Genomic DNA, 17,329 nt, shown 5'->3' with positions numbered 1-17,329 from the left:
GGCAAGACACTACGACTCCCGGAATCGACCAGATCCCGGCCTCCCTTAAGGCGAGTGAAAGTCATCTGGGACGGCGCTATCAAAGCAGCGGCCTCAGAGAAAGACCTGTGCTCTGATTGTGGCGACGGGGCCTAGAGTATTGGCGTAGATGCATAGAGTTCGGAGGCAGCGGAGACTGGGAAACATTGGAGAAAACTCTGCGTGATGAGGTGCATCATCAGGCGCAGAGCCTGGAGTAGGTTTGTGGGGATCCCTCAGGGACAGACTGCGTTTATCAAATTACTCTAAACGCGCCCCCATTTATTCTCTACGAACTGCAACTTATCAACACACAAGCATCTCCAGATTTGACAACCAAATTAATCGATTTTGTAGTCACGCCATCATCCGTTGACAACTCAACTAACAAATTTTGATTCTCGAACGATTGGAGCTCCGATATAAGCTGCTTAATAGTTTTCCCCCGGCCAATCCAATCGGGATTTTTTTTATCGATCATGTCAATCTCCAATACGATTTAAGTTTATGTCATAAGTCCCTGACCTAGTCTTTTTACTTCCAAGTGACTTGACAGAGTCTGCCATCTTCCACGCACCACCAACATGCCCAGCGATGTCTCGAGTAATATAATACTTACCCTTCTTGAATATTGCCTGACCACCGTGGATTGTCTCGTTTATTTTTTCAAATCCCAGTTTTTTTGCCGCCTGCTGAGCCTCAGCGTTAGTTTTGTACACAGGCTCAATTTTTACACGGCTAGTCGTTGGACCGCCACTACCTGCACTGATCGGGCTTTTACCTAGGATGGCCATTCCCAGCGTGAACTTGAGCTCAGTCAGCAACGTTGCTCGCTCTTCTAGAGACAGCTGTTGTCCAGACTGTGGATTAAGCCAACTGGTTTCCTTGACCCACTGATCGACACCTGCCAACTCACTCTGCGTCAGCCAACCTTCCTTTAGGTTCTTCGCAAAAGCTATTTGTTTGTCCGAAGTAAACAAAGCTCCCCAACCATCGACCCCTTGCGATGGAACGGCAATACTTCCTGGATTCCCGGTGAGGAGTCCGGCCATATCGTAAGAAACATGCTGACGCAAAAACGCCATCAAATCCTTGGCCACCGGCGTTTCTAATGAAACGGCACTTTTTTGAATCGAGTCTACACATGCTCTACTATCACAGGCATTGATTGCCATCGAACGCGTGGTGGATAAATCTTCGTATTGCGCAATAATCTCGCGAATATTTTCTGAACTACAGCCGGCGGTAACCCGACAACCTTGAAGTTCTTCAAGTAACCTTTCAGCAGATGGGTGGTCGAGGTTGTTGTATTGCGTTGCGTTGGCCGTAACTGCAGCGGCTGACGATGCATCCCCCCCCGTCACGGCCGCCGTTAAAACACCAATTAGTTGAGACGCAGCCAGCAACTTGCTGATCCCTTGCCGATACTCGAGGCTATTTCTATCCATACCTACCGGTAACAACTTTTCAGCTAAGAAGTCTACGACCGCTTCATTTGCCCCCGCAGCTAGAGCCCCCGTACGGAAGTCGCCGCCCATGGCCTCAGCCATCAGGCCGCCGAGAGCCGCGTGCATCGCGAATTTCGTTAACTTGCCGTTTTCAAACAGAGTTACATCACCGATCTTGCTGGCCCCAAGGGCCCCGCCAATACTGATCCCTGCCCCTACCGTAGCGTCGACCAAATTATCCGTCAGGCTACCTCCCATAATTGCCGTTTTGGCCACCGTGTCCGCTGCAATCTTGGTTGTCACTGCCTTGGCACCGGCCGAATCTAACGTCAACTCTGTAGGGTTAAAGCCAAACTGTGCAGCGATGCCCGCGGTGACGCCTGCGAGCACATAGCCTTTGAGGTTCTCAGAAGAGAAGGCGTCTTTGAAGGCTGCTCCCACGTTACCTTTGTTATTGATCGTACTAACGGCGGCGGCGCTGGCCATGGACGTCAATACCGCAGAGGCCATCACGTTCCCCAACCCTGCAGCGACTGTTGAGCCGACTGCAGCACCACCGGCAACTGCCGATGCGGTTGCCGTGCCCGCAGCTGCCATGGCTGTCCCTGATCCCGCCGCAGCGCTGGCGGCAGTTCCCACCGCCGCACTCGCGGCACCCGCCGTCAGCACAGTGACGATAATAATGATCGCCAACATCGCGCCCTGACCAAGGCTTGAGCTGCTGTATTTGAACGAGTCGTGGGTTTCCTTGATCAGTTTCCAGTCGACGTCACCGCGCTTCTCGGCTTCTTTCAGCCACGCCAGTTGTGGATCTGCCTTCACCATTACATCGATGGTCTGGCTGATCGTTTTCTGGTTGATCTGTTTGATGTCGATGTTCAGGCCATCAACCGCGTTGATCACCAATTGCCCTTTGGCAATTAGCTGACTTTGGCGCAAAGTCTCGTCGGTTTTGCCTTTGCCCGACATCGAGTTCCAGGCGAGGCTGGTATTGCTTTTTGTGTGGCTCTCTTGATGCAGGTCCTTCACGCCCTCGAACGTGACGGCTCCGCCACTGCTGATAACTAGGTCGTTTCCGCTATCCAGCTTGGCCGCCTGATAATGCTGATCGCCGCCACTGGCGAGCAGCATGCTGCCGCCGGAGGTGATTTCGCTGCTGATGTTCTTCACATCAGTGACTTCGTCATGCTTGGTTTTCTTTTTGCCGAAGCTACCTTTCTTCTTCATGTCATACAGCGAGTAATCGGTATCCTGCGCAGCAAGGATATCCAGACGATCACCCGCGACCAGGTAGGCTTCATCGCCAGCAGTGACACGACTGGACACCACGGCGAGGTTTTGCCCTGCCGCCAGCGACACGTCACCACCCGCGGTAATGCCGGACATGACCTGACTGACATGGTCTTCCTGACGGGTGACTTTCTTGCTTTTGGACAGCGAGTGTTGTTCGTCCGCCGCCGAGCTGATCAGCATGTTCTCAGTCGCTGACATCGCTACATCACGCTTGGCATCAATCTCACTGGCGATGACAGCGATGTCACGCTTGGCATCGGCCTTGAAGTCACGCCCGGCATCGATGTCGGCACCCAACTGAGTGATGTCGCTGCGGTTGTGCTTCGCGTCCATGTACACGCTGTTGGTGACTTGCACGGACGACACGTTGACGTCGCGACCGGCGTTCATTGTCATGTCGCGACCGCTTTGCATGACGCCGCCAACGATGTTGATGTCTTGCGCCGCTTTGACGGTCAGGTCATTGGCGGCTTCGATGCGGGCTGCGTTATCGGCATAGTCATTATGTTGCTTGGCATATCGAGTGCTGTTGTCGGACGAGGTAAGGGTCCGCTCGTTGATCACATCACCCGTGCGCGTGGTCAGGCTGACATCGCGTCCGGCAATGATCCCGCCGGCCTTGTTGACGATGTTGTTGGTCGCCAACAGATCCAGACGATTACCCGCCTCGATTGATCCACTATTGACCAAATCCTTGCCCGCCGTCGCCGACAGGTTATTGGTCGCTTTCAAGGTGCCGACGTTATCGAGGTTTTCCCCGGCAATCAGCGTCACATCGTTACCGGCAATCAACGCGCCGGTCGGGCCGAGACGGCCGTTGGCCTGGGCCAGATACACCACCGGCACCAGCACTTTTTCACCATTCACTTCATGCTCTTCGAGCCAGACGATATCGTGGGTCAGTGCCGCGACTTGCTGCGACGTGAGGCCCACACCGACCGACAGGTTGAGCGCGTCCTTGCTGGCGATGGCGTTGTTCATCAGGTACTTGAACATGCCCTCGTTAGAGGTCTGGCCGTCGAGGAAGGCCTGACCGGTGCGCGCAGTGACGGCTTGCTGGATCAGGCGTTGTTCGTAGAGACCGTCACCGAAGCGCTTGGCGCTTTGGTCGGGGTCATAGCCGAGTTTTTCCAGCAGGTAGTCGGAGCTCATGAACGACTTAAGGTCGGTGAGTACCGGGTTGGTTTCGATCAGGTATTTGTGCGCGTTGGACGGTGCCTTCGTGTCCGGCAGGCCGGTGACGCGGGTCACCGGGCGGTTGTCGATCGAGTCTTTGGCGTCGTTACCAACACTCGGCGTGCGACGGAATGTATCGACTGCGCGGGTGCTGTCGGAGACCTGGGCCGGCGCGTCAATAAACAGATTGCGCGGACCGCCACTGGTAGCGACGGCCATATGGTCCTGAGCGCTGATCGCTTCACTGCCCACCGTCCAGGTTGGCGCGGGACCGTTGCCGGACGATGAAGTGCTGCTGCCCTGCCCGCTCAAACGAAACAGGCCGTTTTCCCCGGTGGGCAGGGAGAAGCCTGGCAAGCTCAGTGGATTGACTTGCTGCTGCGCGAGGTCTGGTGGCAGTTGACTGTTGATGCGGATAACAGTGGTGCCGCTGTTCCCGACCTTGGTGTCGGCAACTTTGTTGGTTCCGCCGGTTGAGCCGTAGTCCTCATGGATGACGGCGTTTTCAATGGTCCGGGCGGCCGTGATCGCGACTTTGCCGCCTGCCTGGATAACCGCATTGCGACCGGCAGCAGTACTTGCGCCGTCCAGGGGACGCTCTTTATCATCAGTCAGCGTGAACCCCTGCAATCTGGTGGGCATTTCCACGAGGTTGTTGGGGTCGTATTGGGATTGAGGACTGGTATTTCCCCACGAATATCCGGACTGGGTCAAGGAGGAGACGGACTTGTTGGTCACCGAATCCTTGATTACGACGACATAGGTCGTGCCGCCATCATGGCCAGGCTCTCGCCCTTTTGCCGATGAAACGACACCCTGAGCGATGTTCCCGCTGCCGTCAATGTAATAGACGTTCGGAAAGTCAGGGTTATTGCGCTGGTTGTAGCCAATCACCTCAGGCATGAAGGCGTTGAAAGTGCCTAAGTAAATTGCGCCAGTATGGTAGATTCGGGTGCGCTCGATGCTGCCACTGACCGCGCCGACGTTCCTCAGGTTGTTGGCATTGATGGTGATGTTGCCGGAAGCGCTGAGCGTACTTTTGCTGTTGAGGAACTCACCGCCGTTGAAGACAAAATCGCCACCGGCAGTCAGCAAGGAAGAGGCCGTATTGTCGTTGTCCTGACCACCCTCGAAGACTTCACGAGCAATAAAGTTGACGTCGTAAGTGCTGCCCGAACAATCGCCACACTGAACGGCGATAAACCCGGAAACCAGCTTGCGATTCAGGGCAAAGTTTTGGGTACCGTCGTCACCGGACGTGCGGTTGGCGAAGTTGGCAGCGTCGATCTTGAAGGTTTTGCCGCTCTCCATCGAACCCGACAGGTTCAACACCTGGCTGGCTTGCGCGGTGCCGTAACCCTTTACGGTCACGTTACCCAGCCCGTAGAAATCACCGTTCTGGTTCGTGAGATTGCCGACGCTGAGCGTCATGTCATTGCCGCTGAAAATCAGTCCACGATCGTTGAGCAATGAAGGCGTGTTGATGGACAGGTTCTGCGCCGCCCCCAGGCTGCCGTAGTTGACAACGCTGCCGGCGTTGACGGTCAGATCTTCGCTTGAGGAAATGCGTCCCGAGTTGAGCAATTGCCCGCCGACACGGAGGGTCGATGTCGCGCCTGCAGCGAAACTGCCGCCCGCACCAATATTCATCTGTGCAACGGTCAGTTCGCTGCCACGCAGGCTGGTCAAGCGGCCGGTGCCCGCATAAACACCGCCCAACTGCATGTCGAGGGTGCCATCACTGGCGATGAGTCCGTTGTTGGTCCAGTTGCCGCCCCGAGCCTGCAAAGACTCCGAAGCCAGCAGTTTGCCGCTCGCGCTCTGGCTGAATTCGCGCACGTTCACGTTCAGGCGACCGGCCTGAATCGCGCCGGTGTTGTTCCAGGTATCGGCATTGAGTTCCAGCAGCCCACCGGTGACGATGCTGCCACCAGCACCAAGCACATTGGCTGTGGAGATATCGAACTTGCCGCGCCCAACATGGTTGAGCTGCCCGCCGCTGTTGAGGAAGCTACCGACCGCCAGGGTCATGTCAGTGTTGGCGGTTTCCAGTACGCCATTGCGGTTGTCGAGCTGGCCGCCAATCTGAAATTCGGTCTTGCCGGTGGTACCCAGCGAGCGCAGGCGACCGTTCTGGTTATCAACCGCGCTGGCTTTGACACTCAGTTGGCTGTTGCTTTCGATGACGCCCGCGCCATTGCGCAGCGCACCGCTGAGGCCGAAGTCGATACGCTCGGCGGCGATCTGTCCGCCACTGTTATCGAGACTCGCGCCGGTAACACCCAGCAGCCCTTTCGCATAAAGCACACCAGCGCCGTTATCCAGCGCCGCCGTGGTGATGCTGCTGTCTGCCGCTTGCGCCGAGATCCGCCCGCCGTTGTTGTTGAGGCCCGCCAATGCCGTCAGCGTCAGGCTCTGTGCCTGAATGATGCCGCCCTGACGATTGTTGTTCAGGTCGAAACCATTGCGCAGAACACCAACCGTGCGCGCTTCCAGTGCACCTTTGATGCTGGCGAGCGTACCGCCACGGTTATCAATGTTGGCAGCCTTGATCAGCACATCACCGTTCTGGGCGATGACTTTGCCGCTCTGGTTGTCGAAGTCGCCGCTGATTTCCAGGGTCAGACCGCTGTCGCTCTGGAACGAACCTTTGCCGTTGAGCAGCCTGGCCGCGTGCAGTTGCACATCGGCATTCTTGCTGTAGATGAGGCCGTCGGCATGGTTGCTGACGGCGCCCGTCGCGGTGATCAGCAAGTGGTCGTTGGCGGCGAGCGTGCCCTTGTTGCTGTTATCCAGCGAGCCGGTACGCAGTTCCAGGGTTTTCTGGCTGGCGAGCTGGCCGTTCTGATTGTGCAGATCAGTTACGCCCTTGATCAACAGCGGACCGGCAGCAGCGAGTTTACCGGCATTGTTGTTCAGGTCACCGCTCAGGTTGAGGGTGATCGCATCGTTACTGGCGATCTGTCCGCCACGATTGTCGAGGCTCGATGCCGTGGCATTGAAGAGCTGCTGTGCATTGATCACACCGCCGATATTGCTGAATGCCGTGCTGACGATATCCAGCGCTGCGCCACTGGCAATCAGGCCGCCCTGATTGTTATTAAGCGCACCGGCCAGCGTCAGGGTCTGCCCTGCTCCACTGCTGAGGTTGCCCTTGTCGCTGTTATCGACGCTGCCAGCATTGACGCTCAGATTGCCCTGGGCGACCACGGCACCCGCGCCGCTGTTGAGTAGCGCCCCCTTGAGATCAACAGTGACATCGGCGTACTTGCTGGATAGCGTGCCGCTGTCGCGGTTATCGAGGCTGTTGCCGTTGACAGTGAGCCCTTGCCAGCCGGACAGCAGGCCTTTCTGGTTGATCAGTTCGGTGCCGCGTACCAACAGTTTTTCACCGCTGATGATTTTGCCGGCGCTGTTGTTTGCCGCCCGGGCGATGAGGTCAAAACCGAGGTTGCTGGAGACTTCGCCGTTCTGGTTACTCAGATCGCGCAGGCGCTTGAGAGTCAGCGGGCCTTTGGCGGTGAGCAGACCGTTTTGGTTGTCGAGGTCGCCGTTGGCCAGATCCACGGTGATCGATTGGTCACTCAGCAGTCGCCCACCGTTCTGGGTCAACGAGGTCAGTGTCAGGTCAACGTCACCGTTGGCGGAGACTTCGCCGCCATTGCTGGAGTCGAGCCCCGTCGCCTTCAGCGTCAGATTGCCTTTGCTATTGATCAAGCCACCGTCACGGTTGTTGAGCTCGGCACTGTCGATGCGCAGTGCTTCTGCAGCGCTGATCAGGCCTTTGGCGTCGTTACGCAGTTGGCCGTCGACGGTGATGTCCAGATCGCCACGACTGATCAGGCCACCACCGCCGTTGTTCACGCTTCCCGCGCGGACATCAATGGAAGCGGCGCCAATCATGCCCTTGACGTTATCCAGTGCTGCGGCAATGCGCAGGGTCAGGCCCTGATTGCTCAAGAGATTGCCGTTGCCGTTATCCAGGCTTTGCGCGGTCAGCGTGAAAGCTTCAGCGCTGGAAATCGTCCCGCCTTGGTTGTTGACGCCGTTGAGTTGTTTGAGCAGCAGTGCGCCAGGGGCGTTGATCAAACCGCCGTTGTTCAACTGACCGTGATTCAAATCCAGGCTAAGACGCGTGTTGCTGAACAGCTTGCCGCCCTGTTGATCGAGTCCTGTAACCGAAGCCGTCAAAGCACCTTGACTGCCGATAATGCCGTCACCAGCATTGGTGACCTGAGCGGCGACGAGGTTCAGTGTATCGGCGCTGCTGAGCAGGCCGTTGCTGTTATCGAAGGCGCCGGTGGTAACGGTGACGGCACCTTTACCACTGAGCGTGCCCTGCTGGCGGTTGTCGAGGCTGGCGCTTTCAATGAGGAGTGCACCATCGGTGACAACCTTGCCGCCCTGGTTATCCACGCCGCCACGGCTGACCAGTTTCAAATCAGTGGCACTGGAAAGACTGCCTTGAGCGTTGCTCATCTGCGCGGCGTCGACCGTCAACGTCGCTTCACTGCTGACCTTGCCCTGGGTGTTATCAAAGGCGTCGGCGGCGGTCAGGAGCATGGTTTGCTGACTGCGCAATTCACCGCCGTTGTTGGCCAGAGTACGCGCTTGCACATTCAAGAGCGTGCCCGCATCGATCAGGCCTTTGTTGCGGTTGATTACTTCATCGATGGTCAGCTTCAGCGCCTTGCCGGAAAACAGCTTGCCGCCATCGCTGTTGTCGAGTTTTTTACCGGTGAGCAGCAGATCGCTGTTGGTGCTGATTTCGCCGCCACGGTTGTCCAGTTCACCAACGGTCAAGGTCATGGCTTTGGTCGAGCCCAACAGACCGTTTTGACGGTTATCAAGTTGATCGGCGTTGAGTTTGAACACGCCGGTGGCGATCAACTTGCCTTTCTGGTTGTTGAGGTTCTGTGCCTGCACGCTGACGTCCGACTTGCCGGCGATGTTACCGACCCGGTTGTCCAGAACACCGGCCGCGAGCGTGAGCTGGCCGTCGGCAATCACCGTACCCTGCTGGTTATCCAGCGTTTTGTCGGTGGTCAGCAGCAACACACCGCGACTACTGATCAGACCATCATGGTTGTCGAAGCTGGCGCTGTGGCTGTCCACGGACGCGCCGGAAATCACCCCTTTGACGTTGTTCAAAGCTTGCGCTACGCGCAACGTCAAACCTTGTTGCCCGAGGAGTTGACCATTGCTGTTGTCGAACAGACCGGTATCGACCCGGCTGTCTTGTTTACCGATGATCAGGCCTTTTTGACTGTTGTCCAGGCTTGCACTGTTGACGGCCAATAGGCTATCGGTGCTGATCGAACCTGCCCGATTCAGCAATGCTCCCGCGCTGGTGATCGTGAGCTTGCCAGCACTGCTCAGGTTGCCGGTGCTGTTATCGATACGCCCGGCGTTGAGGGTCAGCGTGCCTTCACTGCTGATGACGCCGCCAGCATTGGTCAGCGCATCATCAAGCGTAATCACCAAGCCATTGAGACTGCTGAAATTGCCGCCGCTGTTGTCCAGCCTTTGGCTGGTCAGGCTCGTCGCGCCTTTGGCGGTAATCTCGCCCTTGTTGCGATTGTCGAGCAAGCCACTGACGCGCAGCGTCAGACCACCATCGCTGACCACCGAGCCGGCATCGCGGTTATCGACACTGGCGGCTTTGAGGTCTACCGCCCGCCCGGAACCGAGCACGCCATCACGGTTGTCCAGCGCCGCGCTGAGATCGATGTTCAGGCCCAGATCGCCAAGAATCTGACCGCTGCGGTTGTCCAGAGACCCGCCGGTGAGGGCGATGTTTTTTGCACTGAGCGTACCGTTCTGGTTGTTCAGGGTGGCGGCGTTGACCGTCAGATTACGGCTGGCGAGCAAGCTCTTGCCGGTGTTGTCCAGATGCTGAGCGGTCAGGCTCAGATCGCCGCTGGCATTGCGGCTGCCGTCGGCGTTGACGCCCGCTTCGATGGTGCCGGCGTTGGTCAGTTGCCCGCCCGCGCTGAGGCTGATGCTGTCGCGAGCCGCGAGGGTCTGGCGGTTGGTCAGGTTGTCTTGGGTTTGCACGTTGAGCGCGGTGCCGGCATAGACCGCAGCTTGCGCGTCGAGGCTGGCGGCTTTGACGTTGACTGCGCCAGTGGCCGAGGTTTCTGCGAGGCTCAACTGGCCGTTGGCATCGAGCTGGATGTCACCACCGCTGGCAATCAGTTTGCCGTCGAGTTTCACCCCGACCCCTGCCTCGGTGCCGACCAGTTTGATTGCCCCGGCGTACATGCCGCCCAGCGCCGAGGAGTCGATGGCCAGTTGCGGTTTGGCGCTACCGTCATCGGCGCGGGCCGTGGCATCGAGGGTTTGTGCGTTGACGTCATTGCGACCGGCAACGATGGTCAGGTTCTGCGCCTGAAGTTGCGCGTTGATCTTTGCGCTGCGGGTGATGATTTCGAAGCGGTCGACATTGGTCGCGTTAAGGCCTGCACCTTCGATGGCCACCGAACCCTGATCAACCTGAAAACGGTCTAGCCGACCGTTGTCGAGCACCGGTTTGCCGGTGGTCAACGTCACCCGTGGCGAGTTGATGAACCCGCAACCGTTGCAGGTAATGCCATAAGGGTTGGCAACAATGACCCGTGCTGACTGCCCCGCCACTTCGGTGTAACCGCGTAACTGGCTTGGATTACCGCTGATGACTTCGTTGAGAATCGCCTGTGCCGAACCGCTGTTTTTCAGGTTCGGGTTATCGACGATATGCCCGCCCAATTGCGTGATCGTATTCTGCGTCGAGCCGTTATTGAGGATCAGTCCTTGCGCGCCGACGTTGTAATCATGGAACTGGTTATGCGACAGGCCGCTGGCATTGGGCGTGGCGATATTGATGATCGGCACGCCGTTGCCGGCGCGATCCAGCGAGGTGTTCGGATTGGCCACCACAATACCGTCGGCCTGCGCCCACATCGGTTGCCAGAACATGACGTTCGCCAAGAGAAACGCCAGCCCGCGCTTGGGCATGCCGAGGAAGTGTTCGCGGTTTTTTTCGGCAGCAGCAGGCTGACCGGCCAGAAAGGCCGGTTGAAGGATGTCCATTTCAGAATCTCGGGGCGGGCGGTATTAGAGGAAGAAATCCAGACGGAAATAGATCGGTGCTTCACGCTCGGTCAGCGCGTCCGGGCGTTCCAGGGAATGGGCAAAGGTCACGCTGGCGGCGACGTGCTGACCACGGGCAAACAGGTCCAGCGAATTGCTCGACATGCGCCCGTGCTGATCGCCGTTATAGCGACCGTTCTGGATCACACCCTGGTCGTAACCGAGGCTAGTGCCGTATTCGGAGAACACCGGTTGCAGCCACTCGACAGTCACCGGACGACTCCAGCGCAGGTCATTGCGCCAGTAACCACCGCTGTCACCGGACAGCGACTGGTCCTTATAACCACGAATCGACGACGAGCCGCCAAGGCTGGTGCGTTGCGGGCTGAACAGCACGTCTTCACTGCGCTGGCCGGTCATCAGGCTGCTGAAGCTGAAGGACTCGCCCCACAGTTTGAACGGCTGCAGGTAGCTCAGGGTGGCGGTGTATTTGCGATAGCGCGCATTCGGCTCACCCGGTCCCGGATCATGGCTGCCTTGAGCGTCGAAGGCGCCAATGCCCTCTTGCATGCCGGCGTCAAAGTTGACGAAAGCACTGCCGACGCGGCGACCGTGGTTGAAGCCGAACTGCGCTTCGCTGATGCGGTTGCTGCTCAGTTTGAGCTTGCTGTCTTCGATGAAGTTATTGGTGCGCAGGTACGACAGGCCAGCGCTGAGCGAGGTTTTGCTGACGGCATCGCGGTGGATCACCCGCTCGGCGCGCAACTGATGGTTTTCGCTGTCGCCGGTCTGTTTGAAGTTGTAGAGGTTGGCGGCGATTTGCGAGCGGTATTCGCTCTGGCTATAGGTGTAGCTGAACGTCCACCAGCCCCACGGCAAACTGTAATTGAGCATGGCGTTACGCGAGGTGTGCTGATGGTCAGTCATCGCATCGTGACCACCGCGCAGGCTCAACTGATCGGCCAGGCCAAGCGGGCTGTCCCAGTCAAACGTGGTGCCCCACTGTTGCTCACCGGTGCTGCGCTGGCCGTCGTTGTTGCGTGACAGCCCGACTCGCCATGGCTTCTGCGGGGTGTTGTTGACCAGCACTGCACTGCCACCGACGTTCTGGCCGGGCGCCAGCTCCATTTTTGCCTGATTGGATGGCAGACGATTGAGCTGATCGACCATCTGCTCGATCTCGCGCAGATTGACCAGGTCACCGGTTTTGCCGGGAAAGGCCATGGCCAGTTCGCGCTCCGAGAGCTGGCTGTTTTCCGCGCCTTTCATGCCTTCAAGTTTGCCTTCGACCACCAGCACTTGCAGATGCCCGGAGGACAGATCCTGCTGCGGCAGGTAGGCGCGGCTGGTGACCAGGCCTTTCTCGATGTAGTGATCGGTGATGACTTTGAGCAGCTCGTTGAGCTGCGGCACACCGAGGCATTCACCGATATAGGGTTTGAGCAGACGAGTCTTGTCGCGCTCGGAAAGACTGTCGGCCCCTTTGAGTTGGATGTCTTTGATCGGGAAACAGCGGGTATCGGTGGGGGCTGCCGGTTGCGCAGGCTTGGCGTCCTTGCCGGGCAGGTCCTTGAGTTCTTCGAGGCGCCGCTGCTGCTCTTCGAGCAGGCGGTTCTGGCGGTCACGGATAAGGTCAGTGTCACCGGGGGTAGGAGCGGCGACGGCAATCTGAAGTGGAGACAGGCACAGCAAAGCTACGCACAACCTCGCCACGAGGGCGGGTGAGGACATGTTCGATCCCTCGAGACGAAAGTGACATCAAAATAGTGGCGCGATATTAGATGGCCATCATTTTGACGTCAAACAATCGTTTCGACCTTTTGTCGGGTTTGTATCAAGGATTGAACAAACGGGACCGTTGCAGCCCCGCAATGCTTCTGACTGGCTTACCCGCGAATACGGTGCTCATCAAAAGCATAATCTTCCTGGCAATCCGCCGAAGGGCCTTTCTCCACATTGACGTAATGCACCGTGTCAGCATCAGTAAGCTTGTAGGTGTAAACATCAGGTGCGGCGACGCCATTGGTTCTCAGCACACTTTTGCCATTGGTAGCTGTCCAGGTGCCATGCTCGGTTTGCACCTTCTGTGTCTGCTTGGCGTCGCGGAAAAAGGTGATGGAGAAAGTACCGTCGGCGTTGAACTGGTTTTTCCAGGACATGAACTGGCATTTGCCGTTTTCGTCGCGCTGACCTTTCCATGAACCGACCAGCGATGGGTCAACGACCGGCTTATTAGTGGCGCAGCCAGACAATGTCGCGGCCAGAATAATAAGTGCCAGGGAGAGATTCCGTTTCACAGGGTGTTTCCTTTTTTTCGATAAATTCAGTGCGCTGTGCGTGCCGACTCAACTCTTTACGAGCGTGCGCTGCCGGGGCTGAGTAACGTCATAAACGTGCTGTTCACAATGCTCACCGCTGAACTGGAACTCCACCTGGTAGACCTTGCCACGCTCGGGAGTGAAAACAGTGGTCAGCGGCCCGCAGGTATAAATACCTCCCGTAACCCGGCTGTTCGAATACCCCGAAACTTCAAAGGGCTTGTCGGCATCCGCTTGTGCCTCCACTTGCGGGAAGCGCTTGACCGTGGCGCTGTTCGCCACTTCATTGAGTTTGGCGATCCAGCCGAAAACATGGCCCCGACCTGAATCGACGACGGTGCCAAGGACCTCCATTCGACGGTCAGGATCATCCGCGCGCCGGATGGAAAACTCCACCGGATGGGTGCCACCGGAGGCTTTCATGATGACCTTGGCGTGCTGGTCATCCGTTGCCACTTTGTTCTGGCCTAGTTGAACACCATCTTTCAGCAGGCTTGGAGAAGAATCCCGAACATTGGAATGGCAGCCTGCCAGCGTAAAAATCACAGCCAGAGGCAGTAATGCGTGTTTATTCACGGACGAAGTTTCTCGATTAAGGACGGGCGCCAAGAATGACATCAAAATAGTGGCGCGATACTAGTTGGCCATCATTTTGGCGTCAAACCTTTGTTGGTCAGTGCTCAACACCCAGTCGCGTCGCAACGTCCTCCGGAGCCAGCGACCGACCATCGGCCGAGATCAATTCCAGCTTGCGAATCGGCTGACGATCCTTTGCATCAACCATCACCGACCCCGGCTCACCCGGCGCGTACATGAACTCGCCGCCCCACTGCGACAGCGCGACGATCACGGTCTGCAGGGCTTTGCCGCGCTCAGTCAGCACATACTCCTTATAGGCGCCGCCGTCGGCAGCTGGCATCGCCTGCAGAATCCCCTGCTCCACCAGCCCCTTGAGGCGCGCGCTGAGCATGTTCTTGGCGATATCCAGACTCTTCTGAAAATCATTGAAGCGACAGATGCCATCCAGCGCATCACGAATGATCAACAACGACCACCAGTCGCCGATCAGGTCCAGCGTCCGGGCGACCGGGCAGGCATTGCCCTGCAGGCTTTTGCGTTTCACGTAAACGTACTCCCTTTCAGTGGCCGAACGTGTGGCTTTGGGTTGCATCATACAACTCTGCAGCAGATCCACGACTGTGCCGGCGTAAAACCAGCACCTGCATACAAGTAGCCAGATCGCTTTGCGCTGATAGTGAATACCGCCATTTCGGCACTATCGCGAACCCTGAAGCAGGAGTTTCCATGAGCACTTTCACCACGCAAGACGGCACCGAGATTTACTTCAAGGATTGGGGCAGCGGTAAACCCGTGCTGTTCAGCCACGGCTGGCCGCTGGATGCCGACATGTGGGAATACCAGATGGAATACCTGAGCAGCCGTGGTTACCGCACCATCGCCTTCGACCGCCGTGGTTTCGGCCGTTCCGATCAGCCGTGGACCGGTTACGACTACGACACCTTCGCCGACGACATCGCGCAACTGATCAACCACCTGGACCTGCGCGACGTGACACTGGTGGGCTTCTCGATGGGTGGTGGCGACGTCAGCCGCTACATCGCCCGGCATGGCAGCGAGCGCGTTGCCGGCCTGGTGTTGTTGGGCGCGGTGACGCCGCTGTTCGGCAAGAAAGCCGACTTCCCACAGGGCGTCGATACCGCCGTGTTCGATGGCATCAAGGCTGGTTTGCTGCAAGATCGTGCGCAGTTCATCGCTGATTTCGCCGCGCCGTTCTACGGCACCAACCAGGGCCAGAAAGTCTCCGACGGCGTGCTCACGCAAACGCTGAACGTCGCCCTGCTGGCGTCGCTCAAAGGCACCGTGGATTGCGTCACCGCGTTCTCGGAAACCGACTTCCGTCCGGACATGGCGAAAATCGACGTGCCGACGTTGGTGATCCATGGCGACGGCGACCAGATCGTGCCGTTCGAAACCACCGGCAAACAGGCTGCTGCACAAATCAAAGGCGCCGAGTTGAAGGTTTACGCCGGGGCGCCACATGGCTTTGCGGTGACGCATGCGCAGGCATTGAATGAGGATTTGCTAGCGTTTCTCAAACGCTGAAAATTCGGCATTAAAAAAGTCCGTCGGCATCGGCTTGACGGACTTTTTTGTTACCCTCGTTCAATGACCCCTTCCGACCGCAACGAAATGGACGAAGACCTCTCTCTGCAAGCCGCCGATTGGTGCATGCGTCTGCACGATGACGATTGTCCGCCGGCTGTACGCCAGGATTTCCAGCGCTGGATAGAGCGCGACCCGCGCCACGCTTTCGAGTACGCCAAAATGCTCGATATCTGGGATCTCAGCGGCCAATTGCCGGATGAGCCCGAGACGGCGAAAAAACTCCTCACCGGTCATGGGCTGGCGCCACAACACAAGCGTGAAATTTAAGAGTCAGGTTCACCCCTCCCTTCCCGCCTGCAAAGCTGTAGCCCGCATCGTTAAAGGCTTTCGGCTCTCTGCATCAGAATTTTATCTTCACATCCCAGCTTAATAATATTTTACCGATACCCCCCCTCTCCCTAGTCTGACCTCAAGCCAAACGGACAAGCCAACAGCGGCCCGAATCCCACTGCCTTGCTAGGAAGGATGTAGAGATGACCCCTGAAATAATAAAAACAGACACGCTGATCGTGGGTGCCGGCCAGGCAGGCGTCGCCATGAGCGAGCACCTGAGCAAACTCGGCGTGCCGCACCTGGTGCTGGAGCGCAATCGCATTGCCGAACGCTGGCGCACCGGGCGTTGGGACTCGCTGGTGGCCAACGGCCCGGCGTGGCACGACCGCTTTCCCGGCCTGGAATTCGATGACGTCGACCCTGACGGCTTCGCCCCGAAAGAACGCGTGGCCGACTATTTTGAAGCCTACGCAAAGAAATTCAATGCACCGATCCGTACCGGCGTGGACGTAAAAAGCGTGGTGCGCAATGTCGGTCGCCCGGGTTTCACTGTCGAGACGTCCGAAGGTGTGATCGAAGCCAACCGTGTGGTCGCCGCTACCGGACCGTTTCAGAAACCGGTGATCCCGGCGATTGCCCCCCAAGACGCACGTCTGTTACAGATCCATTCCGCTGACTATCGCAACCCGCAGCAATTGCCGGCGGGTGCCGTGCTGGTGGTCGGTGCCGGTTCTTCCGGCGTGCAGATCGCCGATGAACTGCAACGTTCCGGCAAGCAGGTTTACCTGTCGGTTGGCGCCCACGACCGCCCACCGCGCGCCTATCGCAATCGTGATTTCTGCTGGTGGCTGGGCGTGCTCGGCGAGTGGGATCAAGCGGCGATGAAACCGGGACGCGAGCACGTGACCATCGCGGTCAGCGGCGCCCATGGCGGGCGCACCATTGATTTTCGTGGTCTGGCCCATCGCGGCATGACCCTGGTCGGCGTTACCGAGTCGTTCAATAACGGCGTGGTGACCTTCAAGCAGGACCTGGTCGGCAATCTCAATCGCGGTGACGAAAATTATCTCGCGCTGCTGGATGCCGCCGATGCCTACATCGAGCGCAACGGGCTGGATCTGCCGGAAGAACCGCAAGCGCGCGAAACCTACCCTGAGCCTGAATGCGTGAAAAACCCACTGGCCGATCTGGATCTGGCCAAGGCTGGCATCACCTCGATCATCTGGGCCACCGGGTTTGCCGTGGATTACTCGTGGCTGCAAGTCGCGGCGTTCGACGACAAGGGCAAGCCTGTGCATCAGCGCGGTGTGTCGAGTGAGCCGGGCGTGTATTTCCTTGGTTTGCCGTGGCAGTCGCGCCGCGGTTCGTCGTTCATCTGGGGCGTGTGGCACGACGCCAAGCACGTCGCCGATCACATCGCCACCCAGCGCAAGTATCTGGACTATCGCGATGCCGAGCAGCGTGAAGCCGCACTGCATTCGAACGCCCACAACAAGGCCGCTGACACCGTCGACGCTTGATGCCCTTTTCGCTCCGGCGCCGATT

Annotated in this window: 8 protein-coding genes; 3 read left to right on the top strand and 5 right to left on the bottom strand. The window is 58.0% G+C overall.

Going from position 1 to position 17,329, the window contains the following annotated elements:
* Positions 1-500: 500 nt before the first annotated feature.
* The 5 genes from PspS49_RS12360 to PspS49_RS12340 form a co-directional block, all read right to left on the bottom strand.
* A complete protein-coding gene (locus tag PspS49_RS12360; protein ID WP_160039503.1) occupies positions 501-11,006 on the bottom strand; it encodes a toxin C-terminal domain-containing protein in 10,506 nt (3,501 codons plus the stop codon).
* Positions 11,007-11,030: 24 nt separating this feature from the next.
* The gene (locus tag PspS49_RS12355) at positions 11,031-12,737 is read right to left on the bottom strand and encodes a ShlB/FhaC/HecB family hemolysin secretion/activation protein (RefSeq protein WP_160039501.1); all 1,707 of its coding nucleotides are present in this window, start codon (positions 12,735-12,737) and stop codon (positions 11,031-11,033) included.
* 155 nt (positions 12,738-12,892) lie between these two features.
* Entirely contained in the window at positions 12,893-13,303 is a 411-nt protein-coding gene (locus PspS49_RS12350; protein ID WP_095050056.1) for a lipocalin family protein, read from the bottom strand.
* A 48-nt stretch (positions 13,304-13,351) separates the two neighbouring features.
* Entirely contained in the window at positions 13,352-13,900 is a 549-nt protein-coding gene (locus tag PspS49_RS12345) for a hypothetical protein (RefSeq protein WP_160039499.1), read from the bottom strand.
* 97 nt (positions 13,901-13,997) lie between these two features.
* The gene (locus PspS49_RS12340) at positions 13,998-14,447 is read right to left on the bottom strand and encodes a helix-turn-helix domain-containing protein (protein ID WP_095125772.1); all 450 of its coding nucleotides are present in this window, start codon (positions 14,445-14,447) and stop codon (positions 13,998-14,000) included.
* A gap of 182 nt (positions 14,448-14,629) precedes the next feature.
* Between PspS49_RS12340 and PspS49_RS12335 the strand changes: the two genes are divergently transcribed.
* The 3 genes from PspS49_RS12335 (at position 14,630) to PspS49_RS12325 (ending at position 17,304) form a co-directional block, all read left to right on the top strand.
* Complete coding sequence (locus tag PspS49_RS12335; RefSeq protein ID WP_160039497.1) at positions 14,630-15,448, top strand: alpha/beta hydrolase; 819 nt, start codon at positions 14,630-14,632, stop codon at positions 15,446-15,448.
* A gap of 63 nt (positions 15,449-15,511) precedes the next feature.
* Entirely contained in the window at positions 15,512-15,778 is a 267-nt protein-coding gene (locus PspS49_RS12330; RefSeq protein ID WP_160039495.1) for a DUF4880 domain-containing protein, read from the top strand.
* Positions 15,779-15,984: 206 nt separating this feature from the next.
* Positions 15,985-17,304 (top strand): NAD(P)/FAD-dependent oxidoreductase, encoded by a 1,320-nt coding sequence (locus PspS49_RS12325; protein WP_160039493.1) that lies wholly within the window; start codon positions 15,985-15,987, stop codon positions 17,302-17,304.
* Positions 17,305-17,329 lie beyond the last annotated feature (25 nt).

It is taken from the genome of Pseudomonas sp. S49 (genome assembly GCF_009866785.1).
Classification (GTDB): Bacteria; Pseudomonadota; Gammaproteobacteria; order Pseudomonadales; family Pseudomonadaceae; genus Aquipseudomonas.
This window is presented reverse-complemented; position numbering and strand designations above follow the sequence as displayed.